Consider the following 17,903-nt stretch of genomic DNA (forward strand, 5'->3'; position numbering starts at 1 on the left):
GGCGGCTCGGCTCAGGGAAACGTACTCGCCGGTAGTGGCAGCGACAAGGGTTTCGGCGCCCCTTATCGACATCGAGTCTAATAAGTGATGCGCACTGGAGGGCGCCTCCGGAAACACTCCGTCGGAAAGCAGCGGTAAGCAGACGGGCCCCGCCGGACGCGATACGTCCGACGGGGCCCGGCGACCTGGGCTCAGACCGCCATCGCCAGCATCAGCGGCGCCGCCCGGGCCGCCAGCAGTTCGGCGGCGGCCTTCAGCTTGTGGATATTGCCCACCGGCATCGAGGTGGCCAGGCAGCCGACCGTGCTGCCCGCCGTGATCGGCACCGCCGCGCACACCGTGCCGAGCGCGTACTCCTGGATGTCCAGCACCGGCACCGTCGCGGGTTGCCGCTCCAGCCGGTGCATCAGCTGGTCGGTGTCGGTGACCGTACGGGAGGTGAGCCGGGCGACCGGGTGTCGGGAGAGGTGGTCGCGCCGCCCGTCCACGTCCAGCTGGCTGAGCAGGCACTTGCCGATCGCGCTGGCGTGCGCGGTGGCACGGAAGTCCACCCACTCCTGCACGGCAGGCGCGTAGTCGGCCGCCGAGACCGCCTCGACCGACAACTCCCCGTCGTAGTACCGGCTGAAGTACACCGCAGCGCCCAACTCGTCCCGGAGTTCAGCGAGTTTGCGGTTCAGCCGGGCCTTGACGAGCTGCTCCCGGTTGTGCTGGCCGAGCAGGGCGAAGGTGCCGCCGAGCACCCAACCACCGTCCTGGCACTGGAGGTAACCCTCGATCTCCAGGAGCTCCGCGAGCCGCCGGACGGTCGGCAGGCCGAGCGAGGTCTCCCGCGCCAGGGCGACCAGGGTGGCGCCGTCGGGGTGCCGGTCGACGGCCTCCAGCAGTCTGAGGGCGTGCTGCAGGGAGGTGAACGGGCCCGGCAGGCCCTGGTCCAGCGCGGCGTGACGACCCGGGGCTGGTGTCGACATGTCGTCCCCTTCCGATGTCCCCCCACGGAGCGACCGCGGGCAGCCTCCAGCCTAGCCATCAGGTGGCCTCGGCAACTGGCGTCCGTGAATATCCGTGAACATTCCGTGGAGCAGCTGCCGGTTGGCTGGTACAAGGGGCCCCGCCGGTACGAGCGGGCCCACCCGTACAAGGGACCCCGCGGGACGACGACAGCCGCACAACGCCCGACGAGCCCCTCCCCCACTGCCCGGGGGGAGAGGCCCGTCGTACGGCCGCCGGGGTGCGGGCCCGGCGGCCGGTGAGGGTGCGGAAGAGTCAGTCAGTCAGTCCCCGGCCCCGAGTCGGGCTCAGCCCTCGTCGCCGGCGCGCAGCTTGGCGACGGCGGCCTCGAGCCGGGCGCCGTACTCCTCGTCGGCGGCGTGGAAATGGGCCAGGTTCTTCTCCACCACGTCGTCCCGCGTCACCTGCGCCAGGAAGCCCGCGATGTTGGCGATCAGGCGGGTCTTCTCGCCCTCCGACATCAGCCGGTACAGCTCGCCGGCCTGGAAGAAGTCGTCGTCCTTGGTGTGGGCCGGCGTGGTGCAGGTGCCGGTATAGCCGTCCACCTTGACCGGCGCGGCGAGCGCGCTGTCGCTCTGGGCCGGGCCGTCGTAGGAGTTGGGCTCGTAGTTCTTGCCGCGGCCGGCGCTGTTGACGGCCATGAAGCCGTCCCGCCCGTAGTTGTTGGCCTCGGTGGCGCGCGGGGCGTTCACCGGCAGCAGGGTGTGGTTGACACCGAGGCGGTAGCGCTGGGCGTCGGCGTAGGCGAACAGGCGGCCCTGGAGCATCTTGTCCGGGGAGGGGCCGATGCCGGGCACGAAGTTGTTCGGCGAGAACGCGGACTGCTCGACCTCGGCGAAGACGTTCTCCGGGTTCTTGTTCAGCACCAGGCGGCCGACCTTGACCAGCGGGTAGTCGGCGTGCGGCCACACCTTGGTGAGGTCGAAGGGGTTGAAGCGGTAGTCCGCGGCCTCGGCGACCGGCATCAGCTGGACGTAGAGGGTCCAGGACGGGAACACCCCGCGCTCGATGGCCTGGTGCAGGTCGCGCTGGTGCGAGTCGGCGTCGGCGCCGACCACCTCGGCGGCCTGGTCGCCGTCCAGGCTGCGGATGCCCTGGTTGGTCTTGAAGTGGTACTTCACCCAGTAGGCCTCGCCCTCGGCGTTGACCCACTGGTAGGTGTGCGAGCCGTAGCCGTTCATGTGGCGGTAGGACGCGGGGATGCCGCGGTCGCCGAACAGCCAGGTGATCTGGTGGGTCGAGGCCGGCGAGTGGGCCCAGAAGTCCCAGACGTTGTCCGCCTCCTGCACGCCGGTGTACGGGTCGCGCTTCTGCGAGTGGATGAAGTCGGGGAACTTGATCGGGTCCTTGATGAAGAACACCGGGGTGTTGTTGCCGACGAGGTCGTAGTTGCCGTCCTCGGTGTAGAACTTCAGCGCGAAGCCGCGCGGGTCGCGCACCGCGTCGCTGGCGCCCAGGTTGCCGGCCACGGTCGAGAAGCGCAGGAAGACCTCGGTGCGCTTGCCGACCTCGGACAGGAACGCCGCCCGGGTGTACTGCGACACCTCGTCGGTGACCTCGAAGTAGCCGTACGCGCCGGAGCCGCGGGCGTGCACGACGCGCTCCGGGATGCGCTCGCGGTTGAACCGGGCCAGCTTCTCCAGCAGGTGCTGGTCCTGGATCAGCAGCGGGCCGTACTCGCCGGCCGAGGCCGAGTTCTGGTTGTCGGCGACCGGGGCGCCGGACTCCGTGGTCAGGATCTTGGACATGGAGGGGGTCCTTCAGGTGTCGATAAGGCGGTGCGTGGAGAGGTGGACGGGCCGCGCGGGGCTCAGACGCCGAGCAGGCGCCAGAGCGCCGACCGACGGCGGGCCGAGTGCTCGCCGTCGGGGCCGTCGGCCGGCTGGAGGCCGGCCACCGCGGCGGTGGCCGCGGCCGGGTCCGCCAGCGGGCGGGCGGCGGCCAGCGCGGCGGCCTCCTCGCCGGTCAGGCCGGCGGCGGTGAGCGCGGCGGCGGCCTCGGCGGCCGGGACGGCGTTGAACCAGCGCAGCGCGAGGGCCGCGCGGCCTGCCTCGGTGAGACGGCCGGTGAGCCGGAGGCGGGCGAGCCCGCCGTCCGGGTAGACGTTGATCCGCACGTGGGTCACCGGGCGGCCCACGTCGAGCCGGAAGCGGTGCCGGGTGTCGGGCTGCAGGCGGGTGCGGGGCAGGATCTCGAACCACTCGCCGTCGGCCGGGTCCTGTCCGGTCGAGGCGTCGAAGCCGACCAGGTCGGCCCAGCCGGGGGCATTGGCGACGAAGTGGGTGGTGTCCACCTCGGCGGCCAGGACCTCACCGCCCCCGGCCAGGGCGATCTGCACCCAGTCGTTGGCCTTGTCGCGCCGACGCCGGGTCTCCCAGCCCTCGCCCATGACGGAGGCGCGACCGGGAGCGTTCAGGTTGTGCGGGGAGGAGAAGTAGCGGTCGGAGGCCGCCTCGGCGACGCCGCCGTACTCCTGGGCGGCCAGGTCGAGGGTGAGGCCGTCCAGTTCGCGCGGGTCGGGCAGCACCTCGCCGTGCACCCGGAGCCGGGCGACGCCGCCGTCCGGGAAGATGTTCAGCCGCACGTGGGTGTAGCGGGTGTCGTCCTGGACGGCGAACTCGTGGGCGGTGTCCCCCTGGAGCGGGGTGCGCGGCACGATGACGGTCCACTCGGCGTCCTGCAGCTCCTCGGGCGAGGGGTGCCCGGGTACGGAGGCGGCCTCGACCGAGGCGCTCTCCGGGTAGTTGCCGGTGAAGTGGGCGGTGTCGACGATCAGGCCGCGGATCACGCCGCCGACGCCGAGCCGGACGATCGCCCAGTCGTGGTCCTGGTCGGTGGGGTGCGGCTGGTCGGCGGAGACGCCGCGGCGGCGCTTGGACTCCCAGCCGTCCATGATCTGGCCCTTGTGACCGAAGGTGTGCGGGCGGAACTCGGCGGGCTTGGCGACCAGCAGGTTCTCCGCGTCCGCGAAGGTGTCCTCATTGGTGGCGACGACGCCCGCGCCGAGCAGCCGGGAGGCCAGGTTGACCAGCTCGGTGAAGGGAGCGCTCGGGGTGTCGGCAGTGGTCACTGACTCTCCTCAGAAAGGCGGTGTCGGTTCAGGCGGTGTCGGTTCAAGAAGCGGTGCCGGAAAGGGAGTCGGCCGGCCGGGTGAGCTGACGGCCGAAGGGCTCGGCGCCGGTGTCCACCGCGCGGCCGCGCAGCCAGGTGGTGCGGACGACACCGGTCAACGTCCGTCCCGCGTACGGGGTCACCGGGTTGCGGTGGTGCAACTCCCGCGCGTGGACGGCGAATTCGCCGTCGGGGTCGAAGGCGACCAGGTCGGCGTCGCAGCCCACCGCGATGGCGCCTTTGGTCCCGGTGAGGCCGACCAGCTCGGCCGGTCCGGCGGACATCCAGCGCACCACGTCGGCCAGGGTGTGGCCGCGTCGCCGGGCCTCGGTCCAGACGGCCGGCAGGCCCAGCTGCAGCGAGGCGATCCCGCCCCAGGCGGCCGCGAAGTCGCCGCTGCCACCGTACTCCGGCAGCAGTTTGAGGTCGGGGGTGGACGGCGAGTGGTCGGAGACCACGGCGATGAACTCACCGCGCCCCAGGGCCTCCCAGAGCGCGTCCCGGTTGGCCTCGTCGCGGATCGGCGGGCAGCACTTGAAGGCGGTGTCGCCGTCCGGCACCTGCTCGGCCGCGAGGGTCAGGTAGTGCGGGCAGGTCTCGGCGGTGACCCGTACGCCGTCCTCGCGCGCCCGGCGCAGCAGCGGCAGCACGGCCGCCGAGGAGACGTGCAGGATGTGCACCCGGGCCCCGGTGCGCCGGGCGGTTTCGAGCAGGTGGGCGACGGCCGCGGTCTCCGCGTCGGCGGGACGGGAGGCGAGGAAGTCCCGGTAGTGGGCGCCGGGTTGCTGCGGCGCGGCGGCCAGCACGCCGGGGTCCTCGGCGTGGATGATCGCCAGCGCCCCGATCCGGGCCTGTTCGGCCAGCGCGGCCTCCAGGTCGGCGCCCTCGACGTGCGGGAACTCGTCGACGCCGGAGGGGGCGAGGAAGCTCTTGAAGCCGAACACGCCTTGCCGGTGAAGGGGTTGGAGGTCCGGGACGTTGCCGGGGACGGCGCCGCCCCAGAAGCCGAGGTCGACCCAGGCCTGGCCCTCGGCGGTCTTCCGCTTGACGGCCAGCCCCTCCACCGTGGTGGTGGGCGGGATCGAGTTGAGCGGCATGTCGATGATCGTGGTGACGCCGCCGGCCGCGGCGGCCCGGGTGGCGGTGGCGAAGCCCTCCCACTCGGTCCGGCCGGGCTCGTTGACGTGCACGTGGGTGTCGACCAGGCCGGGCAGCAGGGCCGTGTCGCCGAGGTCGACGAGCTGGCTGTCGCCGACCGCGAGCGAGCCGTACGCGGCGACCTGCTCGATCTTCCCGTCCCGGATCAGCACGTCCGCGGGGCGCTCACCGCCGGGCAGCGCCGCCCGACGGGAGCGGATCACCGTCGGCTGGCTGAAAGGCATGGGGGACCTCCGAAACCTGGGAGTTGGGGGTGATGGAACACGGGTGGAGGCGAAGGATTGCCGGGAGCCTAGGCCCGCCTTCAACAAAACGTCAATGGAGGAACACACGAGGGCTCAGCCCGGCAGCAGCTCCTCGGCCAGCCGTTCCCCCGCGACCTCGGCCAGCTCACCGGCCCTGGTCATGCTGTCCCCCGGCTGCTCGGCCAGGTCGGTGAGGGCGATCGCGGCGGTGAAGCCGGCCGCGCGCCACTCAGGCTCGGAGAGCTCCAACCGGCCCGCCACAGCGGCCACCCGAACCCCCGCCCGGGCAGCCGCCGCGGCGACTCCGGCGGGGGCCTTGCCATGGAGCGTCTGCGCGTCCAGGCAGCCCTCGCCGGTGACGACGAGGCGTGCCCCACGCACGGCCTCGTCGAAACCCAGCAGTTCGAGCAGCAGCTCGATACCGGGTCGCATGGTGGCGCCGAGCAGGGCGAGGGCGGCGAAGCCCACCCCGCCCGCGGCCCCGGCGCCGGGGGCCTCCCGCACGTCGCGCCCGGTGACGGCGGCGACCTGGTCGGCGAAGCGGGTCAGGCCCTCCTCCAGGACCACCAGGTCGTCCCCGTCGGCGCCCTTCTGCGGGCCGTAGACGGCGGTCGCGCCGCGCGGGCCGAGCAGCGGGTTGTCCACGTCGCAGGCGACCACGATCTCGACGCCGGTCAGCAGCTCCGCCAGGCGGCCGACGTCGATCCGGTCGAGCTTGCGCAACGCGGCCCCGCCGGGCGGCAGTTCGGTGCCGTCGGCGTCGTGCAGGCGCACCCCGAGCGCCTGCACCATGCCGGCGCCGCCGTCGGTGGAGGCGCTGCCGCCGAGGCCCAGCACGATCCGCTTGGCGCCCATCGAGACCGCCCGGCCGATCAGCTGGCCGACCCCGTAGGAGCCGGCCGCGAGCGGGGCGGTGCGGCCGCCGGGCAGCCGGGCGAGGCCGGAGGCCTGGGCCAGCTCGACCACGGCGGTGTCGCCGCGGACGGCCAGCGCGGCGTCCACCGGCAGGCCGGTCGGGCCGGCCACCTTGGCCGCGACCCGGGTGAAGCCCGCCGCGAGCGCGGCGGCCAGGGTCCCCTCGCCGCCGTCGGCGACGGGCAGCTCGCGCACCTCGGTACCGGGCGCGGCTCGCCGGATGCCGGCGGCGATCCGGGCGGCGACCTCGGCACCCTCCAGGGTGCCCTTGAACTTGTCCGGAGCTACGACCACATGGCCCTGGTGGGGGGTGGGGGGCATCGCGTGGTCCTCACTTCCGTACGGGGTCTGGCGGTGGTTCGACAAGCATGGGTCCGGTGGCCTCGGGGATGCGAGACCCTCCCGGGTGGTGCGACCCCCTCCCCGCCGTTCTCCCCCAGCCTTCGGCCGGGAGGTACCCCCACTCGTCCCGCTTCCGACGTACGAGGGGCTCCCCTCGGCGGGGAGGGGGACAGGCGACGCGCAAGGCACGACCGAAGTGCCCCCGGGGAGGGTGCGCGCGTCACCGGTTGGATCGACCGGCGGGCGGGTGGATGAGCCCCGGCCCGCACGCCGGTCGGGCCTGACCTCCTGGCGGCGCGGGCACGACCGGATCAGGTACACGCCGCCAGGAGGAGCTTGTTCGGGCCGAAGGCCCTGGTCGGGGTTACTTGACCTCGCGGCCGGAGAGCCGCTCGACGCCGCGCAGCAGCGCCGAGTGGTCCAGCGAGCCGTCGCCGTTGGCCCGGGCGGAGGCGACCAGCTGGGCCACCACGGCGCCGACCGGCAGCGCGGCGCCCACGGCCCGGGCGGCGTCGGTGACGATGCCCATGTCCTTGTGGTGCAGGTCGATCCGGAAGCCGGGGGCGAACTCGCGGTTGAGCATGTTCGCCTTCTTGCGGTTGAGCACGGTCGAGCCCGCCAGGCCGCCGCCGAGCACGTCCAGTGCGGCGGCGAGGTCGACACCGGCGTTCTCCAGGAACACCACGGCCTCGGCGAGCACCTGGATGTTGACCGCGACGATCAGCTGGTTGGCGGCCTTGACGGTCTGGCCGGCGCCGTCGGGGCCGACGTGGATGACCGTGGTGCCCAGCGCGTCGAACAGCGGCTTGGCCTCGGCGAAGTCCGCGGCCTCGCCGCCGACCATGATCGACAGCACCGCCTCGATCGCGCCGGCCTCGCCGCCGGAGACCGGGGCGTCCAGCGTGCGCACACCCTTCTCCCGGGCGGCCTTGCCGACCTTGATGGAGGTCTGCGGGGTGATCGAGGACATGTCGATCACCAGGGTGCCGGCCTTGACGTTCTCCAGGACGCCGCCCTCGCCGAGGATGACCGCCTCGACGTGCGGGTCGGCCGGGACCATGGTGATGACGACCTCGGCGTCCTTCACCGCGTCCGCGATGCCGGCGGCGCCCTGGCCGCCGGCCGCGATGACGGCGTCGATCGAGGCCTGGGAGAGGTCGAAGCCGGTCACCTGATGGCCGGCCTTGACCAGGTTGACGGCCATGGGCTTGCCCATGATGCCGAGGCCGACGAAGGCAATCTTGCGGGAGGCGCTCATCGCGTCGAGTTCCTTACGTGTGCGGGGTGGGTGGTGGCTTGCCGGGCGACGGACGGGACGCGGGCACGCCCCCGGACCGCGCCGCCGGGCCGGCTACCGGGCTGCGCTGCCGGACTGCGCGGGCGGATTGCGCTGCCGGATTGCGCGGGCGGGCCGCGCTAGTGGGCGGCGCGCAGCTCGCGCGGCAGCCAGCCGAAGCTGTCGGCGCTGACGCCGGTGGAGGGGCGGTACTCCAGGCCGATCGAGCCGCTGTAGCCGGCGGCGCTGAGCCGGGCGAACAGATCCTCGAAGTCCAGGTCGCCGGTGCCGGGCTCGTTGCGGCCCGGGTTGTCGGCGATCTGCACGTGGCCGATCCGGTCGGCGTAGGTGTCGATGACCGCCGCCAGGTCCTCGCCGTTCTTGGCCAGGTGGTAGAGGTCGCAGAGGAACTTCGCGTTCCCCAGGCCGGTGGCGGCGTTGACCTTGTCGACCACCTCGACCGCGGCGGCGGCGGAGACCAGCGGATAGTCCGGCGACTCGGCCTTGTTGAGGGCCTCGACCAGCAGGATCGCGCCGATCTCGTGCGCCGCCCCGGCGGCGATGACCAGGTTCTCCAGCGCGAGCGCGTCCTGCTCGGCCGGCTCGACGCCCTCGACCCGGTTGCCGTACAGCGCGTTGAGCGCGGTGGCACCGAGCGAGTCGGCGAGCTCCGCCGCGACCGGGACGTTGGCGCGGAACCGCTCCTTCTCGGACGGGACCGAGACGGTGCCCCGGACGCCCCGGCTCAGGTCGTCCAGGAAGTTGAGGCCGGTGAGCCGGACCCCCGCGTCGCTGAACGCCTTGCGCAGCGCGTCCAGTTCGGCCCGGGAGGGGCTGTGCTCCGTGCCGAACGGCCACCAGAGCTCGGCGGCCGTGAAGCCGGCCGCGGCAGCCGCGGCGGGGCGCTCCAGCAGCGGGAGTTCGCTGAACAGGATCGACAGGTTGACCGTGAAGCCGTGCTTGGCAGCCGCCGTCACGTCCATCACCTCTCACTCTCTTCCTTCATCCTCAACTTCCACGATCCGGAAGAGGGATTCTGTGTGGTGGAAGCATCTCCGGCTCGCCGAGCGAGTGTCAAGGGCGCCGCAACATTTTGTTGAAGCAGCTGGACGGCGCCCGCCTCCCAGGCCCACGGCTGTTCGATCACCCAGCCCCTGCCCGCCGCCACCCCCGCTCGATACAGTGAGCACGTGCGATTGATGGTGGAGTTCACGACAGAACCGTTCGAACTGGACACGTTCCCCGAGCACGCCGCGACGGCCCGCAAGGTCGTCGACGAGGCCGGCCTGAACGTCTCGGTCGGCCCCTTCGGGACCGGCGCCGAGGGCGAGGCCGACCAGGTCCTCGCCGCGGTGACCCGACTGCTCCGGGAGACCCTGGACGCCGGCGCGACGCGGATCTCGGTCCAGGTCAGCGTGCTGGGCGAGGAGGGCGGTACGCCGTGACCGAGCACGCGGAACACCCGCTCGCCGCGGCGGTCAAGCCGCTGCTGGACGCGGTCGGCGCGACGCCCGTCCCGCTGGACGAGGCGAAGGCCGAGGACGTCGTCCTGGAGTGGGAGGGCACTCCGGCCCTGGCCGTCCGACTGCCGCACCTGAGCAGTGCGCTGGACCGGCTGCTGGCCGAGATGACCCGCCAGTTCGACGGCCGGCCGCTGGCGGAACTCGACCGCTGGGAGAAGCAGCGGGTCGTCGCCCTCCTGGAGGAGCGCGGCGCCTTCACCGTCCGCCACGGGGTCGAGACGGTCGCCTCGGCGCTCGGCGTCAGCCGCTTCACCGTGTACAACTACCTCAACCGCCAGGACGGCACGAAGTCCTCCTGAACGGCCCGCGAAGCGAGTGACCCCGCCGCCGGAGAAAGTGTGGATCGGCCCAGGGCGGGGCACACTTGGCGAATCGCACACGAAAGGGCCCGGCATCGCGAGCCGGTTCAAAACGTAACCACCAACCGTTCAACAAACTGTTGACGGCCGGGTGGGGTCGATCTAGCTTTTCCGGGTGGCACCACTCTTCAGGAGGTCCACTCGTGACCAACCACCCCCACGCCCTTGACGCCCTGGCCGCGGCCGATGCCGCGGAGCTGGAAGGGCTCCTGCTGGAGGTATGCTCCAGCCCCGGTTGGGCCGCCGCGATCGCGGCGGCCAAGCCCTGGTCCAGCCGCGAGGCCCTGCTCGCCGCCAACGCGGCGGCGATGGCCGCACTGAGCGACGCGGACCTGCGCGACGCGATGGCCGGACACGCCCGGATCGGACAGCCCAAGACGGGCGACGCCACCTCCGAGCGCGAGCAGGCCGGCATCCAGGGTGTGGATCAGGCGATCCTCGACGAACTGCACGAGGCCAACGCCGCCTACGAGGCGAAGTTCGGCCACGTGTTCCTGATCTGCGCGACCGGCCGCACCGCGGCCACCATGCTCGCCGCCCTGCGCGAGCGCCACCCCAACGACCCCGCCACCGAGGCGGAGATCGTCCGGGGCGAGCTGCGCAAGATCAACGACATCCGACTCAACCGCCTCCTCGACGAGTCCTGACGCATCGTCAAGAATGCTTCGTGGACCGGCGCATGCCGTCCGGATGCCGCATCTCCACCGGAGAACCGGCGCACCACCACCTCTGCCATCAGTAAGGTCACCTCACCCATGACTGGCATCTCCACCCACGTGCTCGACACCAGCCTCGGCCGCCCGGCCGAGGGCGTCCCGGTCGAGCTCGCACTGCACACCGAGGGTGGCTGGCAGGTGCTCGGCACCTCCGCCACGGACTCCGACGGCCGGGTCAAGGACCTGCCGGCCGTGGAGGCGGGCTCGGTCGTCCGGCTGCTCTTCGACACCGGCGCCCACTACGCGCAGCTGTCGACGGAGCCGCCGTTCTTCCCCGAGGTCTCGATCGTCTTCACGGTCGCGCCCGCGCAGCACCACTACCACGTGCCGCTGCTGCTGAACCCGTTCGGATACTCGGTCTACCGCGGAAGCTAGTAGACCGACCTGGAAGCTTAGGAGCCTGTCATGGCCCACGTGCTCGGTCAGAACCAGTACGGCAAGGCGGAGAACCGCATCGTCCGGGTCTACCGCGACTCCACCCGCCACGAGATCAAGGACCTGAACGTCTCGGTCTCCCTCCAGGGCGAGTTCGAGGATGTCCACCTCACCGGGTCCAACGCCAACTGCCTTCCCACCGACACCACCAAGAACACCGTCTACGCCTTCGCCAAGGAGTACGGCATCGAGTCGGCCGAGGCGTTCGGCATCCTGCTGGCCCGGCACTTCGTCGACGACACCGAGCGCGGCGTCGTGCACAGCGCCCGGATCCGGATCGAGGAGTACGCCTGGGACCGGATCAAGACGCCGGACAACTCGGCCCGCTTCATCGGCTCGGAGGAGGTCGGCCACTCCTTCGTCCGCAACGGCCAGGAGACCCGCACGACCGAGGTCGTCTACGACGGTGAGAAGGTCCAGGTCATCTCCGGCCTCAAGGACCTCATCGTCATGAACTCCACCAACTCGGAGTTCTGGGGCTACATCAAGGACAAGTACACCACCCTGCAGGAGGCGTACGACCGCATCCTCGCCACCCAGGTCACCGCCCGCTGGAAGTACGGCTACAGCGGCCGGGACGGCGAGGCCCAGCCCAACTGGAACCGCTCCTACACCCACGTGAAGCGGCACATGCTGGAGGCGTTCGCCGAGACCTACTCCTACTCGCTGCAGCAGACCCTGCACGCGATGGGCACCCGGGTCCTCAACAACCGCGCCGAGGTGGACGAGGTACGCCTCGAACTGCCCAACAAGCACCACTTCCTCGTCGACCTGGAGCCCTTCGGCCTCAAGAACGAGAACGAGGTCTACTACGCCGCGGACCGCATGTACGGCCTGATCGAGGGCACCGTGCACCGCGAGGGCGTCGTACCGGTCATCCCGGTCGTCTGACCTCCCCCCGCCCCAACCCCATGGACTCCGCCCGGAGTCGCCGCACCCTCCGGCCCCCACGGGCCGGTCGAGTCCGGGCGGTCCGCACCACCGGCACCATCCGCACCACCTGTTTCTCCACCCCCACCAACCGGAGTTCGTGTTCGCCTCGCGGCGGCCGGCCCGGGGCACGGGAGAAGCGCTCCGAGGGATCCTTGCTCCGCCGTCCCGCCCTCGGGGGGTCTCCAGCGCCACGGGCGCGCCGGGAGCCACGGGCACAAGAGGGGCTCGACATGGCACCCAGCAACACCAGCAGTTCAGACGGCGGTTCCACCCCAGCAAGAACCCCAGGCCCGGACGGCACGTCACACCGCCTCCCCGGCAAGCCGTCCGGGTCCGCCAACCATCCCGTGGACGAGGTGCTGCCTCCGGTGAAGCTGTTCTCCACCGGGCTCCAGCACGTCGCCGCGATGTACGCGGGGGTCGTCGCACCCCCGCTCATCGTCGGCGCCGGCGTCGGGCTCTCCGCCGCCGACCTAGCCCTGCTCATCTCGGCCAGCCTGTTCACCGCCGGACTGGCCACCCTGCTCCAGACCCTCGGCGTCTGGAAGATCGGCGCGCGACTGCCGTTCGTGAACGGCGTCTCGTTCGCGGGCGTCGCGCCCATGATCGCCATCGCCAAGGGCTCTATCGAAAGAACGGGGGGCCCGAAGGACGCCCTCCCGGTGATCTTCGGAGCGGTGATCGTCGCGGGGGCCCTGTGCTTCCTCGCGGCGCCGTACTTCTGCAAGCTCATCCGGTTCTTCCCCCCGGTCGTCCAGGGCACCGTGATCACCCTCATCGGGGTGTCCCTGCTCCCGGTGGCGGTCAACTGGGCGCGCGGCGGCTCGCCGAGCGCCCCCGGGTACGGCTCCATGCGGGCCGTCGGCCTCGCCGCGATCACCCTCGCCGCGGTGGTGCTCTGCAACCGGCTGCTGCGCGGCTTCTGGCAGCAGCTGTCCCTGCTCATCGGTCTGGCGTTCGGCACCCTGATCGCCTTCCCGCTGGGGCTGGCCGACTTCAGCGCGGTCCAGGACGCGAAGGTCTTCGCCCTCCCCTCTCCGTTCCACTTCGGCGCGCCGATGTTCGACGGATCCGCGATCGTCTCGCTCTGCATCGTCATGGTGGTCTCGATGACCGAATCCACCGCCGACATGCTCGCGCTCGGCAAGATCGTCGACCGTAAGGCCGACGAAGCCACGCTGGCCGCCGGCCTGCGGGCCGACGGACTGGCCACCGCGCTCAGCCCCGTGTTCAACGGCTTCGCCGCCAGCGCCTTCGCCCAGAACATCGGGCTGGTGGCGCTGACGAAGATCCGCAGCCGCTTCGTGGTCGCGGCCGGCGGAGGCATCCTGATCCTGCTGGGGCTCTTCCCCGTGCTCGGTTCGGTCGTCTCCCTGGTCCCGCAGCCCGTCCTCGGCGGCGCCGGGATCGTGCTCTTCGGCACGGTCGCGGCGAGCGGGATCCGCACTCTCGCGGAGGCCGGCATGGAGTCCAACTCCAACACCATCCTGGTGTCGGTCTCGCTCGGGGTCGGCATCGTCCCGATCGCCGTGCCGGCCTTCTACGACTCCTTCCCGGAGGCCGTCCGGACCCTGATGCACTCGGGGATCTCGGCCGGCTGCGTGATGGCCGTCCTGCTCAACCTGCTCTTCCACCACGTCGGAGCCGCCCGCCGGACCAGGTCCGGCCAGACCTCCGGCACGACGGTGCCGACGGCGACACCGTCCTGACCGGTCCGGGCAGGGGCGCGTACCAGCAGGTGCGCGCCCCTCCTGGCCCTCCCCCATAGGAGTGACACCATGGCAGTCCAGCCCCCACCCGCCGACCAGCGGATCGTGATCGAGAACGTCGCGATCGCCACCGTCGACGCGGCCGACACCGAGTACGCCCGAGGCCATGTGGTCATCCTCGGCAACACGATCGAATCCGTCGGCAACGGCCCCGCCCCGGCGTGGCTGGACAACGTGGTGCGCCGGATCAACGGCGAGGGCCACCTGCTCACCCCGGGCCTGGTCAACACCCACCACCACTTCTACCAGTGGATCACCCGCGGCCTCGCCCAGGACGACATCCTGTTCGACTGGCTGGTCGCCCTCTACCCGACCTGGGCGCGGATCGACGAGAAGCTCGTGCACGCCGCCAGCCAGGGCTCGGCCGCCGCCCTGCTCAAGTCCGGCTGCACCACCGCCTCGGACCACCACTACGTCTTCCCCAAGGACGGCGGCGACGTCCTCGGCGCCTCCATCGAGGCCGTCCAGGAGCTCGGCATGCGCTTCACCGCGCTGCGCGGCTCGATGGACCGCAGCAAGAAGGACGGCGGGCTGCCGCCGGACCACGCGGTCGAGGAGCTGGACGACATCCTGGCCGCCTCCGAGGCCGCCGTGGACCGCTACCACGACACCTCCTTCGGCTCGATGCTGCACATCGCGCTGGCGCCGTGCTCGCCGTTCTCGGTCTCCACCGACCTGCTGCGCCAGTCCGCCGAACTCGCCCGCCGCAAGGGCGTACGGCTGCACACCCACGGCTCGGAGACGGCCGAGGAGGAGCAGTTCTGCAAGGAGCTGTTCGGCATGGGGCCGACCGACTACTTCGAGTCGGTGGGCTGGCTCGGTGAGGACGTCTGGATGGCGCACTGCGTCCACATGAACGACTCCGACATCGCCAAGTTCGCCGAGACCGGCACCGGCGTCGCGCACTGCCCCTCCTCCAACGCCCGCCTGGCCGCCGGGATCGCCCGGGTACCCGACATGCTCAAGGCCGGCGTGCCGGTCGGGCTCGGTGTGGACGGCACCGCCTCCAACGAGTCCGGCGAGCTGGGCACGGAGCTGCGCAACGCGCTGCTGATCAACCGGCTGCACGGCTACCCGACCGCCCTCACCGGGCGCCAGGCGCTGCGACTGGGCACCATGGGCGGCGCCCGGGTGCTCGGGCGTCAGAACGAGATCGGCTCGATCGAGGTCGGCAAGCTCGCCGACCTGGCGCTGTGGAAGATCGACGGGATCATGCACTCCTCGATCGCCGACCCGGTCGCGGCCCTGACCTTCGGCGCGTTGCCGCCGCTGGCGGTGCTGTTCGTCAACGGCAACGCCGTGGTCGAGAAGGGCGAGCTGACCACCGTCAACGAGGACCGGATCGCCCGCGCCTGCGCCCGCGCGGCCAAGGAGCTCGCCTCCCGGCCGCTCTGACGCGACGGCGTCCCGATTCCCTGCCCGCTCCCTGTACTCCGGGCCGCCCAGGGACGGTGCGTGACCCGGACTCCGCGCGCCTCCGGGCGGCGGACAGCTGGCAGCTGACAGATTTCGTCATCTGTCATCTGTTCGCTGCCATCGGTGCGCGGACCGCAGCCCCGGACCCACGGCGAGGGTCCGGGGCTGCGGGCGCGCCCGGGAACCGACCCTCACGCGGCCGAGCGCCGGACGGCCAGGGGCGCCAGGCGGCCAGAGGCGCCGGGCGGCCGGCAGACGACGGCGAACAGCCGACGGATAACAGATAGCAGATGACGAAAGTTGTCAGCTGTCATCTGTCATCTGTCGACTGCCAGTCAGGCCCTCGACCGTCAGGCCGTGCGCCCGAGCGTCGCCAGGTAGGCGCGCCAGCCGCCGTGGTGGGTGATCTCGCGGTGCACACCGCGCTCCAGCTCGCCCCGGGCGAGCAGCATGGACAGGCACGCCGAGCCGTCCTCCAGCTTGATCACGCCCAGCTCCAGCTCGCGCGGCTCGCCGGGCAGGACGACGTCCCGCAGGCGCTCCAGGCTGATGTCGTACAGCTCGCCCTCGATCGCGGTGTCCACCGCCGGGTCGGCCAGCAGCCCCGGGCAGACGTCCGTCCCGCCGCTGTGGTCGATGGAGAAGAAGCGGTAGCCGGGGGCGGTGCGGGCCGGGCCGATCAGGGCGTCGGCGACCTTGGCGTGGAACGGTCCGCCGACCATCGCCTGACCGTTGAAGAAGATGCGCGCCATGGATGGACTCCTCACAGATTCAAAGACCGTGACAAAAAGACCGTTCCGCACGGCGACGAGAGGACAGGTGGATTTCGTCGCCGTACGGAACGGAGCAAAGGAGCGGCGGAACTGCTACAGCCCGGCAGGCGGCAGCGGCGGCGCCGGCGGATAGATTGGTGCTCAGCCCAGCAGGGGAAGCGCGGGAAGGGTCAGGAAGTCCGCGAAGTCCTCGGCCAGGGAGACCTGTTCGAAGAGCTGGGCAGCCTCGCGCCAGCGGCCGGCGGCGTAGGCCTCGGCCCCCAGCTCGGCGCGGAGTTCGGCCAACTCCGCGGCGACCAGGGTGCGGACCAGCTCGGCGGTGGCCTTCTCGCCGGTGTCGGACAGCACGACCCCGTTGTGGATCCACTGCCAGATCTGCGAGCGGGAGATCTCGGCGGTGGCGGCGTCCTCCATCATGTTGAAGATGCCGACCGCGCCGAGCCCGCGCAGCCACGCCTCGATGTAGCGGATGCCGACCTGGACGGCGTTGTGCAGCCCGGCGTGGGTGCAGGTGCCGCCGGCGCAGGCGATGTCGAGCAGTTCGGCCGCGGTGACCGGCTCGGACGGCCCCGGGTTGTCCTTCTGGTTGGGGCGCTCGCCGAGCACCGCGTCGAAGCAGGCGCGGGCGACCGGCACCAGGTCCGGGTGGGCGACCCAGGAGCCGTCGAAGCCGTTGCCGGCCTCGCGGTCCTTGTCCGCCTTGACCTTCTCCAGCGCGGCGGCGTTGACCTCCGGGTCCTTGCGGCTGGGGATGAACGCGGCCATGCCGCCGATCGCATGGGCCCCGCGCTTGTGGCAGGTCTGCACCAGCAGCCGGGTGTACGCGGCCATGAACGGCGAGGCCATGGTGACGCTGTTGCGGTCCGGCAGGATGTACTGCTCGCCGGCGTCCCGGAAGTTCTTGACGATCGAGAACAGGTAGTCCCAGCGCCCGGCGTTGAGGCCGGCCGCGTGGTCGCGCAGCTCGTAGAGGATCTCGTCCATCTCGAAGGCGGCGGTGATGGTCTCGATCAGCACGGTGGCGCGGACGGTGCCGTGCGGAATGCCGAGTTCGGCCTGGGCGTGGGTGAACACGTCGTTCCACAGCCGGGCTTCGAGGTGGCTCTCGGTCTTCGGCAGGTAGAAGTACGGACCGGAGTTGGGGTCCTCGGCGCCCTTGGCGAGCAGCCTGGCGGCGTTGTGGAAGAAGTACAGGCCGAAGTCGACGAACGCGCCGGCCACCGGGACGCCGTCGACCAGCAGGTGGTTCTCGTCCAGGTGCCAGCCGCGCGGGCGGACCACGACCGTGGCGAGTTCGGCGGCGGGCTTGAGGGTGTAGGCCTTGCCGGCGGCGCTGGTGAAGTCGATCCGGCCCTCGAAGGCGTCGATCAGGTTGACCTGGCCGCTGACCACGTTCTCCCAGGTCGGGGAGGTGGCGTCCTCGAAGTCGGCGAGCCAGATCTTCGCCCCGGAGTTGAGCGCGTTGATGACCATCTTGCGGTCGGTGGGGCCGGTGATCTCGACCCTGCGGTCCTGGAGGGCGCGCGGCGCCTCGGCGACCTTCCAGTCACCGGCCCGGACGTCGGCGGCCTCCGGGAGGAAGTCCAGCGTGCCGGTACGGGCGATCTCGGCGCGGCGGGTCTTCCGCCTGGCCAGGAGCTCCTGCCGGCGTCCCTCGAAGGCGCGATGGAGGCCGACGACGAAGGCGACCGCCTCCGGAGTGAGCACCTCCTCCGCCCGGTGGACGCGCGGACCGGCGACAGTGACGACCGGAGCGGCGGGGGAGGCGCCGACGGGCCCCTGATCTGCAGCCATGAGCAGGACACTCCTAAGACGGTTGAGCCTGGCGAAGGGAGCTCCGATGGGAGCCCCCTCGGGAACTTCCTCGATCGTTACCCGCCTGTCGGCGAGTTCGATTCTGTAAGGTGGAGACTAGTTTCCG

The 17,903-nt window shown here is 71.6% G+C and carries 16 protein-coding genes; 7 read left to right on the forward strand and 9 right to left on the reverse strand.

Translation table 11 applies throughout. The features are described 5' to 3' along the window. Positions 1-191: 191 nt before the first annotated feature. The 7 genes from ACIRYZ_RS03370 to ACIRYZ_RS03400 all read right to left on the reverse strand — a co-directional run bounded on the left by ACIRYZ_RS03370 (position 192) and on the right by ACIRYZ_RS03400 (position 9,041). Positions 192-971 (reverse strand): IclR family transcriptional regulator, encoded by a 780-nt coding sequence (locus tag ACIRYZ_RS03370; RefSeq protein ID WP_402938885.1) that lies wholly within the window; start codon positions 969-971, stop codon positions 192-194. Between the two features lie 327 nt (positions 972-1,298). Further along, on the reverse strand, positions 1,299-2,759 hold the full coding sequence (locus ACIRYZ_RS03375; RefSeq protein WP_402938887.1) for a catalase: 1,461 nt from the start codon (positions 2,757-2,759) through the stop codon (positions 1,299-1,301). A 62-nt stretch (positions 2,760-2,821) separates the two neighbouring features. Next, positions 2,822-4,081, reverse strand: a complete 1,260-nt coding sequence (alc, locus tag ACIRYZ_RS03380; protein ID WP_402938889.1) for an allantoicase — start codon at positions 4,079-4,081, stop codon at positions 2,822-2,824. A 43-nt stretch (positions 4,082-4,124) separates the two neighbouring features. Beyond that, positions 4,125-5,504 carry an allantoinase AllB gene (gene allB / locus ACIRYZ_RS03385; protein ID WP_402938890.1) on the reverse strand — a complete coding sequence of 460 codons (1,380 nt, stop codon included), beginning with the start codon at positions 5,502-5,504 and terminating at the stop codon, positions 4,125-4,127. A gap of 114 nt (positions 5,505-5,618) precedes the next feature. Beyond that, positions 5,619-6,761 (reverse strand): glycerate kinase, encoded by a 1,143-nt coding sequence (locus ACIRYZ_RS03390; protein ID WP_402938892.1) that lies wholly within the window; start codon positions 6,759-6,761, stop codon positions 5,619-5,621. 385 nt (positions 6,762-7,146) lie between these two features. Beyond that, a complete protein-coding gene (locus ACIRYZ_RS03395; protein WP_402938894.1) occupies positions 7,147-8,040 on the reverse strand; it encodes a 2-hydroxy-3-oxopropionate reductase in 894 nt (297 codons plus the stop codon). 158 nt (positions 8,041-8,198) lie between these two features. Next, a complete protein-coding gene (locus ACIRYZ_RS03400) occupies positions 8,199-9,041 on the reverse strand; it encodes a TIM barrel protein (RefSeq protein ID WP_402939506.1) in 843 nt (280 codons plus the stop codon). Positions 9,042-9,257: 216 nt separating this feature from the next. Between ACIRYZ_RS03400 and ACIRYZ_RS03405 the strand changes: the two genes are divergently transcribed. The 7 genes from ACIRYZ_RS03405 (at position 9,258) to ACIRYZ_RS03435 (ending at position 15,188) form a co-directional block, all read left to right on the forward strand. Then, positions 9,258-9,503, forward strand: coding sequence for a thiamine-binding protein (locus tag ACIRYZ_RS03405; protein WP_402939509.1), 246 nt, complete (start codon positions 9,258-9,260; stop codon positions 9,501-9,503). Further along, positions 9,500-9,880: a helix-turn-helix domain-containing protein gene (locus ACIRYZ_RS03410; RefSeq protein ID WP_402938896.1), complete on the forward strand. Its 381-nt coding sequence runs from the start codon at positions 9,500-9,502 to the stop codon at positions 9,878-9,880. The genes ACIRYZ_RS03405 and ACIRYZ_RS03410 overlap by 4 nt, the downstream gene beginning before the upstream one ends. A gap of 203 nt (positions 9,881-10,083) precedes the next feature. Next, on the forward strand, positions 10,084-10,587 hold the full coding sequence (gene uraD, locus ACIRYZ_RS03415) for a 2-oxo-4-hydroxy-4-carboxy-5-ureidoimidazoline decarboxylase (RefSeq protein WP_402938898.1): 504 nt from the start codon (positions 10,084-10,086) through the stop codon (positions 10,585-10,587). Between the two features lie 108 nt (positions 10,588-10,695). Then, a complete protein-coding gene (gene uraH, locus ACIRYZ_RS03420; protein WP_393024432.1) occupies positions 10,696-11,031 on the forward strand; it encodes a hydroxyisourate hydrolase in 336 nt (111 codons plus the stop codon). 30 nt (positions 11,032-11,061) lie between these two features. Next, positions 11,062-11,982 (forward strand): factor-independent urate hydroxylase, encoded by a 921-nt coding sequence (gene pucL / locus ACIRYZ_RS03425; protein ID WP_393024429.1) that lies wholly within the window; start codon positions 11,062-11,064, stop codon positions 11,980-11,982. Between the two features lie 272 nt (positions 11,983-12,254). Continuing rightward, positions 12,255-13,733, forward strand: a complete 1,479-nt coding sequence (locus tag ACIRYZ_RS03430) for a nucleobase:cation symporter-2 family protein (RefSeq protein WP_402938902.1) — start codon at positions 12,255-12,257, stop codon at positions 13,731-13,733. 69 nt (positions 13,734-13,802) lie between these two features. Continuing rightward, positions 13,803-15,188: an 8-oxoguanine deaminase gene (locus ACIRYZ_RS03435; protein WP_402938905.1), complete on the forward strand. Its 1,386-nt coding sequence runs from the start codon at positions 13,803-13,805 to the stop codon at positions 15,186-15,188. 371 nt (positions 15,189-15,559) lie between these two features. Here the strand turns inward: ACIRYZ_RS03435 and ACIRYZ_RS03440 are convergent, their stop codons facing one another. Both ACIRYZ_RS03440 and aceB read right to left on the reverse strand, forming a co-directional pair. Continuing rightward, complete coding sequence (locus tag ACIRYZ_RS03440; protein WP_402938908.1) at positions 15,560-15,961, reverse strand: gamma-glutamylcyclotransferase; 402 nt, start codon at positions 15,959-15,961, stop codon at positions 15,560-15,562. A gap of 162 nt (positions 15,962-16,123) precedes the next feature. Beyond that, positions 16,124-17,776: a malate synthase A gene (gene aceB / locus ACIRYZ_RS03445; RefSeq protein WP_402938911.1), complete on the reverse strand. Its 1,653-nt coding sequence runs from the start codon at positions 17,774-17,776 to the stop codon at positions 16,124-16,126. Positions 17,777-17,903 lie beyond the last annotated feature (127 nt).

The sequence above is a fragment of the Kitasatospora sp. NPDC101155 genome (assembly GCF_044768305.1).
GTDB lineage: Bacteria > Actinomycetota > Actinomycetes > Streptomycetales > Streptomycetaceae > Kitasatospora.

Bases quoted from the DNA above. Each gene is read 5' to 3' on its own strand.
- ACIRYZ_RS03370 (WP_402938885.1), bottom strand. From the start codon at position 971: ATGTCGACACCAGCCCCGGGTCGTCACGCCGCGCTGGACCAGGGCCTG.
- ACIRYZ_RS03375 (WP_402938887.1), bottom strand. From the start codon at position 2,759: ATGTCCAAGATCCTGACCACGGAGTCCGGCGCCCCGGTCGCCGACAAC.
- allB (WP_402938890.1), bottom strand. From the start codon at position 5,504: ATGCCTTTCAGCCAGCCGACGGTGATCCGCTCCCGTCGGGCGGCGCTG.
- ACIRYZ_RS03390 (WP_402938892.1), bottom strand. From the start codon at position 6,761: ATGCCCCCCACCCCCCACCAGGGCCATGTGGTCGTAGCTCCGGACAAG.
- ACIRYZ_RS03395 (WP_402938894.1), bottom strand. From the start codon at position 8,040: ATGAGCGCCTCCCGCAAGATTGCCTTCGTCGGCCTCGGCATCATGGGC.
- ACIRYZ_RS03400 (WP_402939506.1), bottom strand. From the start codon at position 9,041: ATGGACGTGACGGCGGCTGCCAAGCACGGCTTCACGGTCAACCTGTCG.
- ACIRYZ_RS03405 (WP_402939509.1), top strand. From the start codon at position 9,258: ATGGTGGAGTTCACGACAGAACCGTTCGAACTGGACACGTTCCCCGAG.
- uraH (WP_393024432.1), top strand. From the start codon at position 10,696: ATGACTGGCATCTCCACCCACGTGCTCGACACCAGCCTCGGCCGCCCG.
- pucL (WP_393024429.1), top strand. From the start codon at position 11,062: ATGGCCCACGTGCTCGGTCAGAACCAGTACGGCAAGGCGGAGAACCGC.
- ACIRYZ_RS03430 (WP_402938902.1), top strand. From the start codon at position 12,255: ATGGCACCCAGCAACACCAGCAGTTCAGACGGCGGTTCCACCCCAGCA.
- ACIRYZ_RS03435 (WP_402938905.1), top strand. From the start codon at position 13,803: ATGGCAGTCCAGCCCCCACCCGCCGACCAGCGGATCGTGATCGAGAAC.
- ACIRYZ_RS03440 (WP_402938908.1), bottom strand. From the start codon at position 15,961: ATGGCGCGCATCTTCTTCAACGGTCAGGCGATGGTCGGCGGACCGTTC.
- aceB (WP_402938911.1), bottom strand. From the start codon at position 17,776: ATGGCTGCAGATCAGGGGCCCGTCGGCGCCTCCCCCGCCGCTCCGGTC.